This is a genomic window from Acinetobacter pittii (assembly GCF_022449185.1).
GTDB lineage: Bacteria > Pseudomonadota > Gammaproteobacteria > Pseudomonadales > Moraxellaceae > Acinetobacter > Acinetobacter pittii_I.
On sequence record NZ_JAKUKO010000004.1, the window covers coordinates 166,502 to 186,102 of the forward strand.

General features: G+C 40.0%; 20 protein-coding genes. 12 read left to right on the forward strand and 8 right to left on the reverse strand.

Annotation, left to right across the window (positions count from 1 at the left end):
* The first annotated feature begins 345 nt into the window (after positions 1 to 345).
* Entirely contained in the window at positions 346 to 1,632 is a 1,287-nt protein-coding gene (gltP, locus tag MKX14_RS11100) for a glutamate/aspartate:proton symporter GltP (protein ID WP_108009395.1), read from the forward strand.
* A 55-nt stretch (positions 1,633 to 1,687) separates the two neighbouring features.
* Here gltP and lpsB read toward each other — a convergent pair whose 3' ends face one another.
* The 4 genes from lpsB to uup form a co-directional block, all read right to left on the reverse strand.
* Positions 1,688 to 2,788 carry a glycosyltransferase family 4 protein gene (lpsB, locus tag MKX14_RS11105; RefSeq protein WP_240282451.1) on the reverse strand — a complete coding sequence of 367 codons (1,101 nt, stop codon included), beginning with the start codon at positions 2,786 to 2,788 and terminating at the stop codon, positions 1,688 to 1,690.
* 234 nt (positions 2,789 to 3,022) lie between these two features.
* A complete protein-coding gene (gene lpxL, locus MKX14_RS11110; RefSeq protein WP_078220106.1) occupies positions 3,023 to 3,958 on the reverse strand; it encodes an LpxL/LpxP family Kdo(2)-lipid IV(A) lauroyl/palmitoleoyl acyltransferase in 936 nt (311 codons plus the stop codon).
* A 110-nt stretch (positions 3,959 to 4,068) separates the two neighbouring features.
* Complete coding sequence (gene yahN, locus MKX14_RS11115) at positions 4,069 to 4,701, reverse strand: LysE family translocator (RefSeq protein WP_240282452.1); 633 nt, start codon at positions 4,699 to 4,701, stop codon at positions 4,069 to 4,071.
* A 224-nt stretch (positions 4,702 to 4,925) separates the two neighbouring features.
* Complete coding sequence (uup, locus tag MKX14_RS11120) at positions 4,926 to 6,836, reverse strand: ATP-binding cassette domain-containing protein (protein WP_240282453.1); 1,911 nt, start codon at positions 6,834 to 6,836, stop codon at positions 4,926 to 4,928.
* Between the two features lie 32 nt (positions 6,837 to 6,868).
* Here uup and MKX14_RS11125 point away from each other — a divergent pair, with 32 nt between their 5' ends.
* Positions 6,869 to 7,114: a SlyX family protein gene (locus MKX14_RS11125; RefSeq protein WP_002115104.1), complete on the forward strand. Its 246-nt coding sequence runs from the start codon at positions 6,869 to 6,871 to the stop codon at positions 7,112 to 7,114.
* Between the two features lie 54 nt (positions 7,115 to 7,168).
* Here MKX14_RS11125 and MKX14_RS11130 read toward each other — a convergent pair whose 3' ends face one another.
* Positions 7,169 to 8,179, reverse strand: a complete 1,011-nt coding sequence (locus MKX14_RS11130) for a zinc-binding alcohol dehydrogenase family protein (RefSeq protein ID WP_240282454.1) — start codon at positions 8,177 to 8,179, stop codon at positions 7,169 to 7,171.
* Positions 8,180 to 8,278: 99 nt separating this feature from the next.
* Between MKX14_RS11130 and MKX14_RS11135 the strand changes: the two genes are divergently transcribed.
* The 10 genes from MKX14_RS11135 to MKX14_RS11180 all read left to right on the forward strand — a co-directional run bounded on the left by MKX14_RS11135 (position 8,279) and on the right by MKX14_RS11180 (position 17,235).
* Positions 8,279 to 8,656: a winged helix-turn-helix transcriptional regulator gene (locus MKX14_RS11135; RefSeq protein ID WP_032035382.1), complete on the forward strand. Its 378-nt coding sequence runs from the start codon at positions 8,279 to 8,281 to the stop codon at positions 8,654 to 8,656.
* 148 nt (positions 8,657 to 8,804) lie between these two features.
* The gene (locus tag MKX14_RS11140; protein ID WP_004842579.1) at positions 8,805 to 9,254 is read left to right on the forward strand and encodes a hypothetical protein; all 450 of its coding nucleotides are present in this window, start codon (positions 8,805 to 8,807) and stop codon (positions 9,252 to 9,254) included.
* Between the two features lie 35 nt (positions 9,255 to 9,289).
* Complete coding sequence (topA, locus tag MKX14_RS11145) at positions 9,290 to 11,926, forward strand: type I DNA topoisomerase (RefSeq protein WP_240282455.1); 2,637 nt, start codon at positions 9,290 to 9,292, stop codon at positions 11,924 to 11,926.
* A gap of 88 nt (positions 11,927 to 12,014) precedes the next feature.
* A complete protein-coding gene (locus MKX14_RS11150; protein ID WP_240282456.1) occupies positions 12,015 to 12,773 on the forward strand; it encodes a hypothetical protein in 759 nt (252 codons plus the stop codon).
* Positions 12,774 to 12,899: 126 nt separating this feature from the next.
* A complete protein-coding gene (locus tag MKX14_RS11155; protein WP_240282457.1) occupies positions 12,900 to 13,481 on the forward strand; it encodes an HdeD family acid-resistance protein in 582 nt (193 codons plus the stop codon).
* A 114-nt stretch (positions 13,482 to 13,595) separates the two neighbouring features.
* Positions 13,596 to 15,575 (forward strand): ATP-dependent helicase, encoded by a 1,980-nt coding sequence (gene pcrA, locus MKX14_RS11160; protein WP_240282458.1) that lies wholly within the window; start codon positions 13,596 to 13,598, stop codon positions 15,573 to 15,575.
* 73 nt (positions 15,576 to 15,648) lie between these two features.
* Positions 15,649 to 15,888, forward strand: coding sequence for an RNA recognition motif domain-containing protein (gene rbpD / locus MKX14_RS11165; RefSeq protein WP_002115113.1), 240 nt, complete (start codon positions 15,649 to 15,651; stop codon positions 15,886 to 15,888).
* A 9-nt stretch (positions 15,889 to 15,897) separates the two neighbouring features.
* Positions 15,898 to 16,260: an ASCH domain-containing protein gene (locus MKX14_RS11170; protein WP_240282459.1), complete on the forward strand. Its 363-nt coding sequence runs from the start codon at positions 15,898 to 15,900 to the stop codon at positions 16,258 to 16,260.
* 80 nt (positions 16,261 to 16,340) lie between these two features.
* A complete protein-coding gene (locus MKX14_RS11175) occupies positions 16,341 to 16,844 on the forward strand; it encodes a DUF6586 family protein (RefSeq protein ID WP_005066079.1) in 504 nt (167 codons plus the stop codon).
* A 112-nt stretch (positions 16,845 to 16,956) separates the two neighbouring features.
* The gene (locus MKX14_RS11180; RefSeq protein ID WP_002114792.1) at positions 16,957 to 17,235 is read left to right on the forward strand and encodes a hypothetical protein; all 279 of its coding nucleotides are present in this window, start codon (positions 16,957 to 16,959) and stop codon (positions 17,233 to 17,235) included.
* Between the two features lie 35 nt (positions 17,236 to 17,270).
* On the opposite strand, the gene ybaL is transcribed toward MKX14_RS11180, so the two are convergent.
* The 3 genes from ybaL to rpmB all read right to left on the reverse strand — a co-directional run bounded on the left by ybaL (position 17,271) and on the right by rpmB (position 19,532).
* On the reverse strand, positions 17,271 to 18,980 hold the full coding sequence (gene ybaL, locus MKX14_RS11185) for a cation:proton antiporter (RefSeq protein ID WP_240282460.1): 1,710 nt from the start codon (positions 18,978 to 18,980) through the stop codon (positions 17,271 to 17,273).
* A gap of 147 nt (positions 18,981 to 19,127) precedes the next feature.
* Positions 19,128 to 19,283, reverse strand: coding sequence for a 50S ribosomal protein L33 (gene rpmG, locus MKX14_RS11190; RefSeq protein WP_001205031.1), 156 nt, complete (start codon positions 19,281 to 19,283; stop codon positions 19,128 to 19,130).
* 12 nt (positions 19,284 to 19,295) lie between these two features.
* Complete coding sequence (gene rpmB, locus MKX14_RS11195; RefSeq protein ID WP_000048256.1) at positions 19,296 to 19,532, reverse strand: 50S ribosomal protein L28; 237 nt, start codon at positions 19,530 to 19,532, stop codon at positions 19,296 to 19,298.
* Between the last annotated feature and the right edge of the window lie 69 nt (positions 19,533 to 19,601).

A 19,601-nucleotide genomic window follows, 5' to 3' on the forward strand; every position in this document is an offset into this window, starting at 1 on the left:
ATGTGTTTTTGTATAAATGTCAGCAATTTTCAATGAAAAAAAATATAAAAATTTTTTTTGTTAAGTTTTTGTTTTTATAGAATATTAATGAATAAACATAGGCTTTGATCTATTTAAAGATAAATTCGACTTGTTTAATTAATAAATCTCAATAGAATGTGCCGATCGTTGACATGTTGGATCGTCAACAGGCATTGTTTTTTACTTCGCCGGATCGGCGGGTTGTGATTTGTTTGTACATTTAAATTTCTGTTTGGGAATTAGTGTGCATGTTGAGGTTTCACTCTTAGTTAGTGGTCTTCTCCCTCTCATATTTGATACTTTGCGGTGCATAAGGATTGTCTTATGAAGAATTTTAAATTTAGCCTTGCTTGGCAAATTTTAATTGCTTTAATCCTAGGGATAGTTGTCGGGGCTGTTTTACATAACCAGCCTGAAATCAGAGACAGTATTGTGAATAATGTTCTTACCCCACTTGGTAAGATCTTTATTAGCCTGATTAAAATGATTGTTATTCCAATCGTTTTCTCTACCTTGATTTTAGGTATTGCAGGTGTAGGCAGTACCAAAAGTTTAGGGCGACTTGGTTTTAAAACCATTCTCTATTTTGAAATTATTACGACTATCGCTATTTTAGTTGGTTTGTTTGCGGCAAATATCTTCCATCCTGGTTCAGGCATTGATATGTCTCAGCTAGTTCAAACAGATATTTCTCAATATAAACATACAACTGAAGAAGTTCAGTCACAGTCACATGGTTTAATTCAAACAATATTATCGCTCATCCCAACGAACATTATTAGTTCAATGGCGCATGGCGAAATGTTACCTGTGATTTTCTTTGCTGTGCTATTTGGTATTGGTTTATCTTCTTTACCAGCAACCACTAAAGACCCATTACTAAACGTATTTCATGCAGTTTCAGAAACGATGTTCCGCGTAACGCACATCATCATGAAATATGCACCAGTGGGTGTATTTGGTTTAATCGCTGTAACTGTTGCTAACTTCGGTTTTGCTTCACTTATTCCATTGGGTAAATTAGTTGTATTAGTTTACGGTGCAATCTTCTTCTTTGCATTTGTTGTGCTTGGTTTGACTGCGAAAATGTTTGGAATCAACATTTTTATCTTGTTTAAGATTTTAAAAGATGAATTGATTTTGGCATTTTCAACGGCAAGCTCGGAAACAGTATTACCGCGTATCATGCAAAAAATGGAAGCTTACGGTGCGCCAAAAGCAATTTCCAGCTTTGTGATTCCGACTGGTTATTCATTTAACCTTGATGGTTCTACACTTTACCAAAGTATTGCAGCAATCTTTATTGCACAGCTTTACGGTATTGAAATGTCAATCAGCCAACAAGTTATTTTGGTTGTAACATTAATGATTACGTCTAAAGGTATTGCGGGTGTTCCTGGCGTATCGTTTGTTGTGTTATTAGCGACATTAGGTAGTGTTGGTATTCCTGTAGAAGGTTTAGCATTTATTGCTGGTGTTGACCGTATTATGGATATGGCTCGTACTGCATTGAACGTTGTTGGTAACGCACTTGCTGTACTTGTAATCAGTAAATGGGAAAAACAATACGACTCTGAAAAAGCTGCCGCTTATGAAGCATCGCTTAAATAAGAAAGAAGTTTTTTAGTCGAAAAAACCCGCGAATATCGCGGGTTTTTTTATTGGGTTATTTCAAAACACGTTGGTATAGCTCTATTGTTTGATCACACATATCTTTTAAGCTAAACATAGTGACAGGAGCAACGATTTGAGGTTGTTCAATATGATTTTTTACAGTCTCTACTAAAGCTTTTTCATTCTCTGCTTCAACAAGACCTTGCGGATATACATTCGTTAAAATTTCGGCAACACCACCACGGTTCCAGCCAATCACAGGTGTACCCACTGAAAGGGCTTCTAAGGCTGTTCTACCGAATGTTTCGGCTTGATTGGATAGAGAGAGCACAATATCGCTAAAAGCGAGCCATTCGCGAATATCTGAGCGATGGCCTACGAAGGTAATTTTATCTGCGAGTCCCTTGCTTTGAATAGTACTCTGCAATTCACTTAAATAAGCTTGCTTTTTGGCATCCGCACCACCAACAACAACCGCATGTAGCTGAGGATATTGCGACTGAAGTTGTTGCATCAGTTCAATTAAACTTTCATGTCCCTTTAAACGTGTAATACGGCCAGGTAAGCAAAGTAAAAACTTATTTTCGAGCTCAGGAAAGTCATTAAAAACTTGGTTAAACCATTGTGCGGAAGGCTGGTAATTATGTGGAAAAGCAGTTGGATCAATGCCTCGATAAATCCGCACAATATCTTGCGGTGGACAGTTTTTATAATGGTCACTGATATATTTAACCACGCTGTCAGAAACAGCAATCACTTTTTCTGCTTGAGTCATAATCGCACTGTAACGATTAACTGAATAGAAACCATGTACTGTGCTAATGAGGTGAGGGCGTTTGTTTGCTGGTATTTTTCTTAAGGCAAAGTGAGTAAGCCAAGCCGGTACACGAGAGCGCACATGAACAATATCGGGTTGATGTTGTTCAATCAGCTGGCGTAATGGACGGATTTGCCACAAGCTCGACAATGATTTTTTATGAATAGGCAGCGTTAAGTGAGTAGAACCCTCAGCTTCAAGTTGAGACACTAGTCGGCCGCCATTTGAAACAACTAGAGATTGATGGCCCTGTGCAACCAGCGCACGTGCAATTTCTAGTGTGCCGCGTTCTACGCCACCGCTATTAAGTTCTGGGAGAAGTTGCATCACTTTCATTGTTTTTTGCCTTTAGGTTGTAGCAAAGTGGGGGCTTGCGGTTTATTCATTCAATAGGTGGAGTTTACTCCTTACTTTTGTTTTGGCAAAAGTAACAAAACCATTTGTTGGACTAACGACCCATCCCTGATGTCGTAGTCCAACAGGCGACATCCGTGTCGCCTTCGCACGATAGTACATACTGGAGTTTATTTAGATATTTATAACTATGGTGCGGGGTAATTATTGCAGGTTTCAGTAAATCTCTTCATATCCCTCAGGACGTGTTTTAAAGCGACGGTGGAACCACATATATTGAGTCGGTGCGATGCGAAGTTGATTTTCAATAATTTTATTGACGCGTGTTGCATCATCAACTTCGTCTTCACTTGGCATATTTTCGACCGCAGGTTCAATCAGAACATGATATTTCGGGTTCTTAATATCACCATGGCGATAAAAATATAAAGGAACGGCAACCGCTTTTGAGATTTTTAATAAACGACGGTGAGCGGTTACGGTAGCAGCAGGCACACCAAAGAATGGTGCCATAACACCTTGCTTGAGTCCGAAGTCTTGATCTGGGCTATACCAAATGGCATCACCATCTTTCAGGTGGCGAATTAAACCACGCATATCATCATGATCGATTTGTGCTTTATAAATGGTGCCACGGCAACGATAAATCAGCATATCGAGCAATGGATTATTTTGAGGTCGATAGACAACATCTGGCTCGAAATATTGAGCACAAACATAGCCACCCGCATCAAGAAGGGTACTATGAGTTCCTAATAATAAAACGCCTTTGCCTTGAGCTTGGGCGTTGGTAATGTGTTCTAAGCCTTCAATGGTGACGCGGTTTTTAAACCAGTAAGGCTTATACCATGCGTTTAATGTCTCAAAAATACCAAGCATCATATCGACAAAAACTTGCTTAGCTTGTTGCTGTACTTTTTCGGCTGACCATTCGGGAAAGCAGACTTCTAAATTACGAATAGTCGTTTTTCGGCGAGATTTTAAATATTTCCAAGCCAGATTTGCTAAGCCATGAGCCAGACGCCATTGAATTGCCCACGGCAAAATAGCCAAAAGCATTAAAAAAACAATGGCAATCCAAATACCCCAATATTTAGGTAATAAAAAGGACCATTGAAATTCACCGGGCGTATAAGTCTGCTTTTGGCTCATAACGATATAAAGAATTCAAAATTAAAACTGGCAAAAGTGTATCACGAACTGAATTTATCGTCGTAATACACTGTTGAATTGAGCGTTTAAGATGAAGAGGTAAAGCGCGGTTATCGACGATTTTCTAAAAGAATACGAACTGCAAGTCCCGCTAGCACCGTTCCCATAAGCCAACGTTGTATATTTGCCCAAAGAGGTTTCTGTTGAAGAAAAAGGGCAATGCTACCCGCAGAAAGCACAATCAGCGCATTTACCGAAACGCTGACAAAAATTTGTATAGTACCGAGCTGAATGGATTGCCATAAAATACTGCCTTGTTGTGGGTGAATAAACTGTGGCAATAACGATAAATACATAATCGCAATTTTAGGATTAAGTAGATTTGTAGCAAAACCCATTAAAAATAGTTTAGCTGGGGGGTCTACCGATAATTGTTTTACATCAAAAATTGGGGATGCATTGGGACGTAGTGCTTTCCATGCTAGCCAGAGTAAATAAATTGCTCCTGCAATACGAATGGTGTCGTAAGCATAAGGAACTGCAACAATAAGTGCTGTAATCCCGAAAGAAGCACAAAGCATATAAAATACGAAGCCAACGCCAACACCAGCGAGTGAAATAAATCCCGCCGTTTTTCCTTGGCAAATTGAACGAGAAATAAGGTAAATCATGTTTGGGCCAGGGGTAAGCACCATTGCCAAGCAGATTAATCCGAATGCTAAAATTTGAGAAAGATCTAGCATGAAAAATACTCGAATATTATTATATTGGTAGATATAACATAATTATTTTTATAAGTCTTATATTCAATTAGAGTGACATTTTGAAGTATTAATGCTGACTAAACTTAATCACTCATCAAGTGTTTTTTATAGATTTTTGTGCTTTTAAAATTTATATATTCTAAAAAAGCCCCCTTAATTTAAGGAGGCTTTTTTGTTATTTAAATTGTAGGAAAGAACGCGAATTAATTTCCTTTGCTCATTTGTTCAAGTTCATCCCAACGTTCTAATTTTTCAAGTAATACCTCTTCAATTTCTGCGAGACGCTGACTTGCTTTAGTTGCTTCATCGGCATTACTTACAAACCACGAACCATCTGCCAGCTTGTCAGAAAGCTCTGCTTGTTCAACTTCCAGTTTCTCGATTTCAGCAGGAAGTTGTTCAAGTTCACGTTGGTCTTTATAGCTTAGTTTGACTTTTTTAACGTTACTTTGTGCTGCGGCTTTTTCAGCTTCGGCTTTTGCCTGAGCTTTTTTAACGTCAGACTTTTGGTCTACAACTTTATCATCTGGACGCTGCAGCAAATAGTCTTGGTAGCCACCAATGTACTCTGCAATATTGCCTTTACCATCAAAGACCCAAGTCGATGTTACAACGTTGTCCATAAATGCACGGTCATGCGAAATGAGTAATAGGGTACCTTTGTATTCAGAAAGCATCTCTTCAAGTAGCTCAAGAGTCACCATATCCAAGTCATTGGTTGGTTCGTCCATCACAATTAGGTTCGATGGTTTAAGCAATAATTTAGCAAGCAAAATACGGTTACGCTCACCGCCAGAAAGGGCTTTTACTGGTGTACGTGCACGTTCAGGTGAAAACAAGAAATCTTGTAAATAGCTATAGATATGACGGCGGTTACCATTTACATCAACAAAGTCAGAACCTTCTGAAACGTTTGCCATCACTGTCTTTTCAAGGTCTAAGGCATTACGTAATTGATCAAAATAAGCAACTTCTAACTGTGTACCTGTCTTAACAGAACCACCGTGCTCGATTTCACCTAAAATGGCTTTAATTAAAGTCGTTTTACCAACACCGTTATCGCCGACTAGGCCAATACGGTCACCACGCATGACTAATGTAGAGAAATCTTTAATCAGTGGTTTTTCGTCATAAGATACGCTTAAGTGCTCGATATCAAATACTAATTTACCAGAGCGATTTGCTTCTTGAGTCGCCATACTCACTTTGCCTTGTTGTGAACGGCGAGCTTTCGATTCTTCACGTAACGCTTTTAAGGCACGAACACGACCTTCATTACGCGTACGACGAGCTTTAATCCCTTGGCGAATCCAAGCCTCTTCTTCAGCTAATTTTTTATCAAATAAAGCATTTTGTTTCTCTTCTGCTTCCATTTGCTGAGCTTTAAGCTCTAAATAGCGTGAATAGTTGCCTTCGTAGCCGCGTAAAATGCCGCGATCAAGTTCAACAATTCGAGTCGCAATACTGTCTACAAAAGAACGGTCATGCGAAATAAATAGAAGCGTTAAATTATTTTGATCGAGTAGGAATTTTTCTAGCCACTCAATACTTTCAACATCTAGATGGTTGGTCGGTTCGTCTAGAAGTAATACGTCTGGTTGTGTTAAAAGAGCACGAGCAAGTAAAACACGGCGTTTACGTCCACCTGAAAGATCTGCCAAATCTGCATTTGGATCGAGTCCCATTTTACTTAACAGGGCATTGACCTTGTTTTCGAGTGCCCAGCCGTCGAGTTGGTCGAGCTTATGCTGTAGGTTGCCCATACGGTCACAAGCTTCCATATCTCCCAGCATACAAGCATCAGTTGCTTCATGATAAGCTCTGAGTACTTCGGCAGCTTCGCCTGCGCCATCAGCTACAATGTCAGCAACCTTACCTGAATCCATTGGAACGTCTTGGGCTAACATTGAAACAGTTAAACCATTTTGAATAGAAACTTCACCAGAATCTGGTAATAGGCTTCCCTCGATCAGTTTAAGTAAAGTAGACTTACCTTCACCATTACGACCAATTAAACAGACTCGTTCGCCACGTTCTAGATTAAAGTTCGCGCCATCGAGCAGGGCAGGTCCGCCAAAAGCAAGTTGGACATCCCTTAGGGTAATATAGGCCATAATGTTTTCCAGAATCTCAAATGAGGATTTAAATGACTAAACCACCATATCATGATGATCAAGCGTCATTTTCCGCACCCATTGAAGATTTGCAAGTGCGAATTACATTTTTGGATGATTTAGTTGAACAATTAAATCAACAACTCGCTATTCAAACTCAAGAAATAGCTGATTTGAAAAAACAAATGCAATTTCTTTATCAACGTGTGGAATCGTCGGATTTATCAGAAGGTATTGCCCCTTTTGATCCATTAACGAATAAACCTCCTCACTATTAATAAAAAGGCAAGTTCGATACTTGCCTTTTTATTTAGGAATATTGTCAATTCTACTTAAAAACCTTGTAAGACAATCTTCCCCTTTGTTGTCCCACTTTCAATTTGCTGATGAACTCGTTTTAAATTTTCAGCATTAATTGGACTTATAACTTCAGTCACAGTTGTTTTGATTTTTCCTTCATCCACCAGCTTGCTGACTTCATTTAATAGTTCACTTTGTTTTGCCATATCTTCGGTCTGGAACATTGAACGTGTAAACATAAATTCCCAATGCACAGATACAGACTTGATTTTAAACGGTTTGATATCTAACTGTTCAGGATCATCAATAAGTCCAAAACGGCCTTGCGGTGCAATCAACTCGACAATATCTGCTAAATGCTGATCTGTTTGAGTAGTCGAGAACACATATAAAGGTGCAGTTAAACCTAATTGCTTGATTTGGGCTGCTAAAGGTTGACGATGATCTAACACATAATCTGCTCCAAGTTGCTTAACCCAGTCTTGAGTTTCTGCTCGTGAAGCTGTTGCAATAATTGTTAGGTTTGTCAGCTGTTTAAGAAGTTGAATGGTGATTGAGCCAACGCCGCCAGCTCCACCAATCACTAATATTGTTGTGTTTTCTGGCGCTTTCTTTGGAACTTGCAGGCGATCAAATAACATCTCCCAAGCTGTGATTGCAGTTAAAGGGAGAGCTGCCGCCTCGGTTGCTTCTAAAGTTTTTGGTTTATGGCCAACGATGCGTTCATCAACGAGTTGTAATTCGCTATTACTACCTTGACGATTAAGAGCACCTGCATACCAAACAATATCGCCAATCTTAAATTGAGTAACTTTATCTCCAATCGCTTCAACTACACCTACAGCGTCCCAGCCAAGCGTTTTCCACTGATTATTCTCAGGGCTTACATTCTTTCGAATTTTTGTATCAACCGGATTAACTGAAATTGCCTGAACACGAACAAGTAAATCATGGCCTTCTGCAACGGGAGTGTCGAGTTCAATATCAACGAGTGCTTCTGGTGACGTAATGGGACCTGCTTTTTGATATGCCACAGCTTTCATAATTATCATTCCTCTTGTTGAGAGTTTGATCATAACGTAAGCTTAAAATAAGTGACTACAGACAAATAACGCTCATAGTGTCAAAAAGGATACTGTAAAATGGCAAAAGCAAGACACTCAAGTTTTGATTGCTCTCCGGGTTGTTCAGTGGAGGCAGCGATTAGCTTGATTGATGGAAAATGGAAATGCGTCATTCTTTGGCATTTATTTAATGAAGGCACCTTGAGGTTTAACGAAATTCGAAAGCGTGTTCCGAGTATTACCCAAAGAATGCTGACAAATCAGCTACGTGAATTGGAACAAGATGGAATTATTCATAGAGAAGTCTATCCTCAGGTACCACCTAAAGTAGAATACTGCCTGACTGATTTGGGACAAAGTCTTGAGAAAATTCTGTTTGCTTTAAAACAGTGGGGGGATGCTCATATTGACCAGTTTGGAAAGCTGACACTTGTTGATGGCCATCCGAATCCTTAAAGATATTTGTGTCAGCTCATCGCAATTTGCACTGTGAAATCTGGCTATTTTTAAGCTTGCCCCTGTATCGGGCATTATTTTTATGATGAAACTTGCGTTTTCTGGTCAGCTTATGCAACTCTAATAAAAGAGATTAATAGGTTTTGCTATGGACAATATGGGAATTTGGGTTACCGTTATCATTGTTCTTTTCGTACTAGGCTCCATTTTTGGTTTAAGAGTGAGCCCACGTGAAAAGGCACTTGGTATTATGCGTGATAAAGCGCGTAAAATGGGTTTACACCCGCGTGTAATCGTTGCACCTGAATGGACACATGTCCCAATGGCGACTGAAAAGCGTGCCAGCATGGTTGCTTATTATAGTGTATTGATTCCCGATGCCCGTTTATCTTTAATGCGTGCTCGCGTTATAGACGGCAAATTAAAAGTGGTTCAAGGTGATGAGAAATTTAATGATTCTCCCATTGCATTAAAAGGGATTTATGCTATTGATATGCAGGCAAACTGTGTAGGGCTTTATTGGGATGAGGAATCAGACCTGAGAGCAACACAATTAGATGAGATGAAGGCTTATCTGTTGAACTTGGCTAAAGCCTGATTTTTAAATTTATTGGTATAGGAATAACATTTTATATGGCGAATACCTCGCGCTCTGCATCTCAAAGCACAGCATCTACTGCACCTGCTGCACATAAACGTGCCTTAGTGATTGTGGAGTCGCCTGCCAAAGCGAAAACCATCAATAAATATCTGGGTTCGCAATACATTGTAAAGTCTTCTGTAGGTCACGTGCGTGATTTGCCAACAGGTGGCAGTAAATCAACTGAGAAAAAGCCGGCTGCCCGGACGAAACTCACTGAAGCAGAAAAAGAACAAAAAGCCAGTCAGGCTTTAGTTAATCGTATGGGGGTTGATCCTGAACATGGTTGGGAAGCTCATTACGAAGTTCTGCCAGGTAAGGAAAATGTTGTTGCTGAACTAAAAAAACTCGCCAAAGATGCCGATGCAATCTATCTCGCAACGGACTTGGATAGAGAAGGGGAAGCCATTGCTTGGCACCTAAGAGAAGTTATTGGGGGTGATGACAGTCGTTATCATCGCGTGGTATTTAACGAAATTACTAAAAATGCCATTCAAGAAGCATTTAAACAACCTACGCGCCTAGATTTAAACCGAGTTAATGCTCAGCAAGCACGCCGTTTCTTAGACCGCGTAGTGGGTTTCATGGTTTCGCCATTACTTTGGGAAAAGATTGCCCGTGGTTTATCGGCAGGTCGCGTACAGTCAGTTGCTGTAAAGCTTGTTGTGGAACGTGAACGTGAAATTCGTGCTTTTATTCCAGAAGAATATTGGCAAGTTTTTGCAGATACCCAAGCAAAAAAAGATGACATCCGTCTTGAAGCAGTTAGACAAGCAGGTAAAACGCTTAAACTGAAAAATAAAGCTGAAACCGATGCTCTATTAGACATTTTAAAAGGTGCTGAATATAAAGTTGCACAGCGTGAAGATAAACCGACTAAGGTAAATCCAAGTGCACCCTATATCACTTCAACGCTTCAACAGGCTGCAAGTACACGTTTAGGTTTTTCTGTAAAGAAAACTATGATGCTGGCGCAGCGTTTATATGAAGCAGGTTTTATTACCTATATGCGTACTGACTCAACGTTCTTGAGTGATGATGCAGTAAGCATGGTACGTGCCCATATTGAAAGCCAATTTGGTGAGAAATATTTACCGGCAAAGCCAAACCGCTATGGTAACAAAGCGGGTGCTCAAGAAGCACATGAAGCAATTCGTCCTTCTAATGTTGCGCTTACAGGTGATCAGCTTGCGGGTGTAGAGCGTGATGCTCAACGTTTATATGATTTGATTTGGCGTCAGTTTGTTGCATGTCAAATGACTCCAGCAGAATATTTATCTTCAACTTTAACGGTTGAAGCTGCAAATGTTGAATTGAAGGCAAAAGGCCGTACGCTTGTATTTGATGGTTTTACACGAGTGCGTGGTGCTAACAAGTCTGATGACGATATTATTTTGCCTGCAATTAAAGTAGGCGAAATTTTAAAATTAGAGAAGTTAGACCCAAGTCAGCACTTTACTAAACCACCTGCACGTTTTACTGAAGCTTCTTTGGTTAAAGAGCTCGAAAAACGTAGTATTGGTCGTCCTTCGACTTATGCAGCGATTATTTCTACGATTCAAGAACGTGGCTACGTTAAGTTAGAAAACCGTCGTCTTTTCGCCGAAAAAATGGGTGAAATTGTCACGGATCGTCTTGATGAAAGTTTCAATAACTTGATGAACTATGCATTTACAGCAGACCTTGAGGGGCAGCTCGATAAAGTTGCAACAGGTGAGCGTAACTGGAAAGAGTTACTTGATACTTTCTATGGTGATTTCAAGAAACGTCTTACCAATGCTCAGGGCGAGCACGGAATGCGCCGTAACCAACCAGTTGAAGTACCAGCAGTACATTGTCCTGAATGTTCACGTCCAATGCAGATTCGTACAGGTACAACAGGTGTATTCTTAGGATGTTCTGGCTATAACTTGCCGCCTAAAGAGCGTTGTAAAGGTACTTTGAACTTAACACCTGTTGAGTCCTTAGCTGCTCTTTCTGATGATGATGGTGCTGAAACCGCAGACTTGATGTCAAAACATCGTTGTGCAAAATGTGGCACAGCCATGGACAGCTATGTAATTGATGGTGGTCGTAAACTACATGTATGTGGTAACAACCCTGATTGTGACGGTTTTGAGCTTGAAGAAGGCGAGTTCAAGATTAAAGGCTACGATGGACCAACCATTCCGTGTGATAAATGTGATGGTGAAATGCAGCTTAAGACTGGCCGTTTTGGTCCGTATTTCGCTTGTACAAGCTGTGACAATACTCGTAAGGTCTTGAAAAGCGGTCAGCCTGCACCTCCACGGGTTGAACCGATCAAGATGGAACATTTGCGCTCAACAAAGCATGATGACTATTTCGTGTTGCGCGATGGTGCTGCTGGTCTGTTTTTGGCCGCAAGTAAATTCCCGAAAATTCGTGAAACACGTGCGCCAAAAGTTGCGGAATTGCGTAGTGTTGCTGCTCAGCTTGATCCTAAATATCAATTTATTTTACAAGCGCCAGATGTAGACCCTGAAGGTAATCCGACAGTTGTGAAATTCAGTCGTAAGAATCAATCACAATATGTAGGCTCGGAAACTCCAGAAGGCAAACAAACCAAATGGAGCTTAGTTTACCAAGATGGTAAATGGGTTGAAGGCTAATTAAGTCCACAATAAAAAATGCTAGCTCAGCTAGCATTTTTTATATCTAAAACAATAAAAGAAAATTTTAGTTTTATGGGGAAAAAGAATGTGGAAAAACATTCGGGTTTTATGTTTGTTAATTATTTTATTGATTGTTGCTGTTCAGGCATGGCGAGATCAAAACCAAGACTGGAATCAACCTATTGTTGTCGTTTTACATCCTATTAATGCAGATGGTTTGCAGACAACTCAGAGCTATATCCATCAGTTAAAATACACTGATTTTGAGAGAATAAGAAATTATTTGGGAGAATGGTCGCAGCATTACCGTGGTCAATCAGGAAACTTTGTAATTCGTTTAGGTCAGCCATTACAGCAACGACCTCCTGAGGTTCCTCAAAATGCCAATATCTTTCATGTGATGTGGTGGAGTTTAAAGTTCCGTTTTTATGCATGGCGACATCAACAATCTGAAGATAATGGGGCATCACTTAAACTTTATTTAAATTATTACGATCCCCATTATCAAAAAGTTTTGATCCATTCGACTGCTTTGGAAAAAGGTCGTATTGGTAGTGTGAATTTATTTGCGACCAACACACAAGCTTCTCAAAATCAGATCGTGATTGTTCATGAGCTATTACATGGCTTTGGGGCACAAGACAAATATGATTTAAAAACTGGTCAACCGCTTTATCCTCTAGGTTATGCGTACCCTGAGAAAGTGCCTTTATATCCGCAAACAGCGGCTGAAATCATGGGGGGGCAAACGCCCTTATCTGAGCAGAGCAGTAAAATGCCGAATGGTTTACATGAAACAATAATAGGTTTACCTACAGCTCAAGAAATTGGTTGGGTGAAATAAAATTGTGGATAAATACTGCTTTATCCACATTAATTGATAAGAAACGATGCAGATTTTATACAGACAAAAAATGTGAAGTGGATCACTATTATTAGGTAGATGAAATTCTAATACCTGATAATAAGAGTGGCCATGATGAAAACTGTCGGTAATGATTTGGTGCGCAATCAGTTACATGCTGATCGTAAGTGGTATTTGATATTAGGCTTTGTGCTTATTGGCTTTGGTCTGATTTTGTTTAGTTCATTACCATTTGCGACCTTTTCTGTCGTTTTTTTATTTGGAATACTCATGATGGTCGGAGGTGTTTTACATCTTGTTGCGGCTATTAGTGTTTTTAAAGGCGCAAGCCGATGGTTATGGGCACTGTTTGGTGTACTTTATTTAATAGCGGGTTATTACGCTTTTTCTACTCCTGTAAAAACAGCGGTAGTTTTAACAAGCTTACTATCGATTGCACTTATCATCGCTGGGACTATACGTACAGTAAACGCGATTTTACTTAAACCAATTACTGGATGGGGTTGGACCTTATTTTCAGGATTATTAACACTCGCTACAGGTATTTTGATCTTGGTTTCTAAAGATTCACCTTTTTGGGTGTTAGGCATGTTCCTTGCCATAGATATCTTATTCCAAGGAATTAATTTTCTAGGTTTGGCTTCTGCGATTAAGCATCTGCCATCTAGTTCAAAAACAGTATCTTAAATAATATTGTTGAATCAAAGAGCACTTTAGGTGCTCTTTTTGTTTTTAGGACGGGCAGACGCATCAGTGTTTGGGTCTGTTAAACTATGTCTTGGTGTTTTAGCGATATGTGTTATGAGTCTTGCAAAATTAATTAATGAACTAAATGCTCAGCAAAAAAAAGCAGCCACGACGTCTGCGCAGAACTGTTTAGTTTTAGCAGGTGCTGGCTGTGGCAAGACTAAGACGATTGTTGCCCGTGCTGCCTATTTAATTGATCAAGGCTTACCAGCAAACCAAATTCAGATTTTAACGTTTACTCGACGTGCTGCGAGTGAAATTGTTGCAAGGGTAGAGCAGCATGTAGGAGCACAGGCAAAGGGCCTAAGAGCTTCGACTTTTCATACTTTTTGTATGTATTTACTGCGCCGTAATCCACAAGCTTTTGGCTTAAATCAATTTAGTATTATTGATCGCGATGATCAGTTACTGATGTTCCGTTTATTAAGAGGTAAAGACAAAGATAATGTTTTACCTAAAGCGGCAGAGCTGTGTGATTTATATTCCTATGCAAGAAATACTCAAACCAAGCTTTCTGAAGCACTGCTTAAGCAACTTCCAGAAGCCTATGAGCACAAGGCACAAATTGCTGAGTTGATGAAAACTTATGAGCAACGTAAAAGAGAGCGTAATTTTTTAGATTACGACGATATCTTGTCGATTGTGGCTGTTCATTTACAAAACTCAGAAGCGTTGACCAATTGGGTGGCAGGCTTTTGTCAGGCATTGCTAGTTGATGAAATGCAAGATACAAACCCTTTGCAATGGGCTTTGTTGCAGCCCTTAATTGGTAAAGTGAAGTTATTTTGCGTGGGTGATGACGCTCAGTCCATTTATGGCTTTCGTGGCGCAGACTTTGAAAATATTCATTCTTTTAAAGAACGAATACCCGATGCAGAAGTACTTACACTCGCTTTAAATTATCGCTCGACTCAAGAAATTCTAGATTTATCAAATTGGTTGTTGGCACATAGCCCAATTGATTATCAAAAACAGCTACAAGCACATCGTGGCCAAGGGCAAAAGCCACAGCTACATTTGTTTGGTAATGAGTTTGAAGAAGCAAACTGGATTGCACAAGATTTAATAACGCGCCATCAGCAAGGTGCAAACTGGCATGACCATATGGTGTTAGTACGTTCTGGTTATAGTGCCCGATATCTAGAAGGGGCTTTTATTGCTGCTGAAATACCTTATCGTTTTATTGGTGGGGTAAAGCTTCTTGAGTCGGCCCATGTAAAGGATGTACTGAGCCTGCTACGTATTGTGAGTAACCCTCACGATGATTTGGCTTGGATGCGCTTTCTAACCTTGTGGGATGGGATCGGTGATGTTGGTGCTAGTAAGTTAGCCCAAGAGCTGATGGGAATTGTTGATGTCGAGGAGCGCTGTCAGCGACTTGAACGCCATGGCAAGGTACCTCTACAAGCGATTTTAATTTTAAAACAGCTAGATGTATTACAGCAGCATGTCGAGGCAAGTATTGGTTTGGCTCTCGATGCTTTAGGTGAACAGCTAGAGCAAAATTATAAAACTAAAGATTGGTCGCGTCGTTTAAAAGACTTTGATTTGGTTAAGCAACTTGCACGCAAACATGCGTCGTTAGGTGAATTCCTTGAAGAATATGTGCTTGAACCGATTTCAGTTTCTGAAATTGAAAAAGCTGCTGATCAAGATTTGGTAACTTTAATTACGATTCATTCAGCTAAGGGTGCCGAACAGAAAGTTTGTTATGTACCTCACGTATCACCAAATCAATATCCTTATGCAAGAGCACAGGGTGATTTTGATGATGTTGAGGAAGAGCGCCGTGTGCTGTATGTCGCCTTAACGCGTGCTGAAAATGAATTAATCTTGACGAAGCAAAATCTTAATACGTGGTCGCAAGACACCTATGATGAGCAAGGTCGTAAAATTGAGAGTTATTTCTTAAATGATCTGCCTGCACACTTGGTTCAAGCAAAAATTCATAGGCAAGTACCTCAGCAATTTACTAAAAAACAATGGAACAGATCTCCTGCAGTAAATTTAGGTTTTGGTATCGATCTGGACTAAACTACTGTATAAGACGCTGTGATTACTTAAATGTATATTGGCCCTCCCTTTTATTGCCAATTAAGGTTAGAAAATGAAGATATTAGTTCGTAATTTAGATCGTGCTGTAAGTGAAGCTGAAGTTTTAGAGTTATTCAAGGCATATGGTAAAGTTGATACATGTGTTCTGGTGACTGATAAAGATACAGGTAAATCGAAGGGCTTTGGTTTTGTTGAAATGCCTAATCCCCGTGAAGCGATTAAGGCAATTAAAGGCTTAAATACGCTTAAAGTAAAAGGCTATGGAATTCGAGTTAAAGCAGCCGAAGAATAAGTTTTTCTGATGAAAAGACAATTTTTAGCTCTCTCGATTGTAACGCCGAATGGTACTCGTATTGCTGAAGGTATAAAAACACTTGAAGTGCGTTCATGGGTACCTACGCAGTTGCCAGTGAAAGATCTATTAATTGTCGAAAACCGGAACTTTCTGGTTAAAGATACTGATGAAGAGGAGGGAGTTGCTGTCGCTTTAGTTGATGTCGACTCTGTTCATATTTGGCGAAATGATGAGGTCAATTTAGCCTGTGCATCTGCTTGGAGTGAAGGCTATTTTGCTTGGGTCTTAAGTAATGTTCGTCCTATAAAACAGCCAGTGAAAGTTTTAGCTAAACGTAAAATTTATCAAGTTGAGCTGGATTTACCATAAATAACGTTGATTTTATCAATGGAGTCGTTAAGCTAAGAATAGCTATTGCAATGGCGATTTTAGAACAGGAAAGTTTAGTTATGTCACGTGTTGCTCGTTATCATGCCGATCGTACCAATCAGAAGCTCTATTTTGCACGTCTAGCGTGTCAACAGGCAGAGCAGACCGATCATGTGCAGCAGGTACAAGCTTACCGTGAAGCAGCTGTATTTCATTTACATGGCGCAATGTTAGCGTTCTTACAAGAATTGGTACGTTATTACCGTTTAAATGATTTGCAACCCACCTTAAAATCTATAGAGGAACATATGGCGGCAAAAGGGCAGGTTTCTCCTGAAGTGTCCGTTTTGCAGCAATTGGCAAAAGATGGTTTTGTTGCAGAGTTAAAACGAGCTTATCGTATGTGCCAATACGCCCCAGAACCCAAAGAACCGACTCCAGAAGAAGAAACTTCTTCTAACCTCATTATTAAAGTGACACAAGGGCCTCAGTCTTGGTTGCCAGATGTTAAAATCTTGCGTGAATGGCACCGAGAATTAAGTCATTTAATTGATGGTTTTCGTAACGAAATGGTCGAGTTCTAAAATTAAACTGCCTAGATGCTTGAAATTTCGACTAGGTGTGCCTATATAAATAAGACAAGAGATGCAAAGTGCAAGGGTGCTTTGCCACCATGTTGAAACATGGAGGAAGTATATGTCTATACAGCAATTGAAAGAGTTATTTGGAAATCAAGAAGCAGTGTTGGAATTAGTTCAACTCGAAGGTGGTGAACTCGCCTTGCGTAATGCAGGTTCTGAGAATGAACCCTTGGTTAAAATTCAATTTAGCGATGAAGTCAAAGCAATCTTGGGTGAGCAGACTCCAGTTGTTGCTCAGCATATGATTCAGGCTGCATTGTTTGGACTGCTGGAAAAGCAGGTAAACGAGTGGCAGGCTGAGGTATTAGACGAACAGCCTAAATTCTTGAGTTAAAAAAAGCGTACTCTTGAGTACGCTTTTTATATGGGTTAATGAATCGTTGACTGATGAGCAAGCTCGATCTGATTTAAGATGTGATGGCTCATATTCTTTGCCATTTCTTCTTTTGCATAGAACACTTCGCCAATATTTTCGTCACGGATAACTGCTGCTTCTTCTTTGCTTTCTGCGCAAATTAACACCTGAATCTGAGGATTTAATTGCTTGGCAATGGTCACGATACGGTGAATATCTAAAATATCCATAGGTGAGATTACCAAGAGTCGTGCATGCATGATATGTGCTTGAATTAAAACACTCGGTTCAGTAGCAACACCACTCACAGCAGCAATATTTGCGTTACGTAGTTTTTCTACGATTTCACGATTCTCTTCAGCAATAACGACCTTAATATTCTCATTAATTAAATTTTCAGTAATGCGTCGTCCTACACCGCCATATCCCACAATCACGACCTGATCACGTAAGTAAGCTTGATCAACTTCATCGGGTAACATTGCTAATGGGTCACCACTACGTTCAAGCAGTCGAGCTAAGTGAGAGCGTTCACGAATCCAGCGTTGTACAGGCTCAATGGCTGAGAAGATGAAAGAGTTAAGTGTAATTGAAAATAAAGCGCCAGCTAGAATCAGATTTTGAGCTTCTAAGCTTAATAGGCCTAAAGAAACACCCAAGGTCGCCAAAATAAATGAAAACTCACCAATCTGTGCAAGGCTTGCCCCGACTGTTAAAGCTGTATTGATTGGATAGCGGAAGAATAAAACCAGTGCCATTGCAGCGAGTGTCTTACCCACCATAATAATCGCGATAACAGCTAAAATATGGAGCGGACTCTCCACAAGAATATGTGGATCAAACAGCATACCCACAGAAACGAAAAATAAAATCGAGAAAATTTCACGTAGTGGGAGAGTCTCTTCTTCTGCACGATGGCTAAAGTCTGATTCTTTAACGACCATACCCGCAAAGAATGCACCTAAAGCCATTGAAACCCCAAAGATGGCATAAGAACCGTAAGCAATCGAAACAGCAGCAGCGACGACAGTCAGCGTAAATAGCTCTCTTGATCCTAAACGAGCAACAAATTGCATAATAATAGGTACAACGCGTTTGCCTACAATCAGCATAAAAGCAATAAAGCCAACAACTTTAAGTAGAGTCACTCCGAGGGTTAACCAGATATTACCATCTGCACCTGCTGGTGCTTTTCCACCGAGTAAAACAGCTGTAGCCGGAAGAAGTACTAAAACCAGTACCATCACTAAGTCTTCGACTAACAACCAACCCACAGCAATTTTGCCGTTAACTGAGTCTAAAAGACCTCGGTCTCCTAATGCTTTTAATAATACAACTGTACTCGCACACGATAGACTTAAGCCGAAAACGAGTGCAGACCCGAAACTCCATCCCCATAGCATTGAAACGCCAATACCAAGTAAGGTTGCAACGGCGATTTGTAAAATTGCGCCAGGCAAGGCAATACGACGAACCAGTAATAAGTCTTTTAATGAAAAGTGCATCCCTACACCGAACATTAAGAACATGACCCCGAGTTCTGCAAGCTGGTTGGCAAGGTGAATGTCTGCAACGATACCAGGTGTATTGGGACTAATAATAATTCCGGCAATTAAATAGCCGATAAGAGGAGGGAGTCGTAATCGGGCTGCAAAATAGCCAAAAATGAGGGCAACGCCGAAACCAACAGCAAGTAAAATAATTAAATCTACGTCATGCGGCACTAAAAACTCCTTTTACGTGAGTTAGGCTAAAAACAAGCATAAAAAATGCCAAGGCGGAATGTAGAGAAAGTTTAACAAAAAGGCAGATATAAAAAAAATGCAAAAAAAAACGACTTCATAAAGAAGTCGTTTTTTTCGAGGCTAAAATTATTTGATTTTAGCTTCTTTGAAAATCACGTGTTGACGGATTTTTGGATCAAATTTTTTGATTTCCATTTTTTCCGGCATAGTACGTTTGTTTTTAGTCGTGGTATAGAAGTAACCTGTACCAGCTGAAGAAACGAGGCGAATCTTATCACGCATTGCTCAGACTCCTTAGATCTTTTGACCTTGAGCACGAAGGTCTGCAACAACCTTTTCGATACCCAATTTGTCAATAATACGCATACCTTTAGTGGTTAAACGAAGACGTACAAAACGTTTTTCGCTTTCTAACCAGAAACGGTGGTGGTGCAGGTTCGGCTCGAACCGGCGCTTGGTTTTGTTGTTGGCGTGTGAGACGTTGTTACCAACGACTGGACGCTTGCCGGTAACTTGGCAAACCTTAGACATGGTGTAACTCCATTGATTCAGCCAACAGCAAATCTGTGGCCAGTCATACTAAATGTAAACGGATGAATT

Excerpts from the sequence above, each read along its gene's own strand:
- gltP (WP_108009395.1), top strand. The coding sequence starts at position 346 with ATGAAGAATTTTAAATTTAGCCTTGCTTGGCAAATTTTAATTGCTTTA.
- lpsB (WP_240282451.1), bottom strand. The coding sequence starts at position 2,788 with ATGAAAGTGATGCAACTTCTCCCAGAACTTAATAGCGGTGGCGTAGAA.
- lpxL (WP_078220106.1), bottom strand. The coding sequence starts at position 3,958 with ATGAGCCAAAAGCAGACTTATACGCCCGGTGAATTTCAATGGTCCTTT.
- yahN (WP_240282452.1), bottom strand. The coding sequence starts at position 4,701 with ATGCTAGATCTTTCTCAAATTTTAGCATTCGGATTAATCTGCTTGGCA.
- uup (WP_240282453.1), bottom strand. The coding sequence starts at position 6,836 with ATGGCCTATATTACCCTAAGGGATGTCCAACTTGCTTTTGGCGGACCT.
- MKX14_RS11125 (WP_002115104.1), top strand. The coding sequence starts at position 6,869 with ATGACTAAACCACCATATCATGATGATCAAGCGTCATTTTCCGCACCC.
- MKX14_RS11130 (WP_240282454.1), bottom strand. The coding sequence starts at position 8,179 with ATGAAAGCTGTGGCATATCAAAAAGCAGGTCCCATTACGTCACCAGAA.
- MKX14_RS11135 (WP_032035382.1), top strand. The coding sequence starts at position 8,279 with ATGGCAAAAGCAAGACACTCAAGTTTTGATTGCTCTCCGGGTTGTTCA.
- MKX14_RS11140 (WP_004842579.1), top strand. The coding sequence starts at position 8,805 with ATGGACAATATGGGAATTTGGGTTACCGTTATCATTGTTCTTTTCGTA.
- topA (WP_240282455.1), top strand. The coding sequence starts at position 9,290 with ATGGCGAATACCTCGCGCTCTGCATCTCAAAGCACAGCATCTACTGCA.
- MKX14_RS11150 (WP_240282456.1), top strand. The coding sequence starts at position 12,015 with ATGTGGAAAAACATTCGGGTTTTATGTTTGTTAATTATTTTATTGATT.
- pcrA (WP_240282458.1), top strand. The coding sequence starts at position 13,596 with ATGAGTCTTGCAAAATTAATTAATGAACTAAATGCTCAGCAAAAAAAA.
- rbpD (WP_002115113.1), top strand. The coding sequence starts at position 15,649 with ATGAAGATATTAGTTCGTAATTTAGATCGTGCTGTAAGTGAAGCTGAA.
- MKX14_RS11170 (WP_240282459.1), top strand. The coding sequence starts at position 15,898 with ATGAAAAGACAATTTTTAGCTCTCTCGATTGTAACGCCGAATGGTACT.
- MKX14_RS11175 (WP_005066079.1), top strand. The coding sequence starts at position 16,341 with ATGTCACGTGTTGCTCGTTATCATGCCGATCGTACCAATCAGAAGCTC.
- MKX14_RS11180 (WP_002114792.1), top strand. The coding sequence starts at position 16,957 with ATGTCTATACAGCAATTGAAAGAGTTATTTGGAAATCAAGAAGCAGTG.
- rpmG (WP_001205031.1), bottom strand. The coding sequence starts at position 19,283 with ATGCGTGATAAGATTCGCCTCGTTTCTTCAGCTGGTACAGGTTACTTC.
- rpmB (WP_000048256.1), bottom strand. The coding sequence starts at position 19,532 with ATGTCTAAGGTTTGCCAAGTTACCGGCAAGCGTCCAGTCGTTGGTAAC.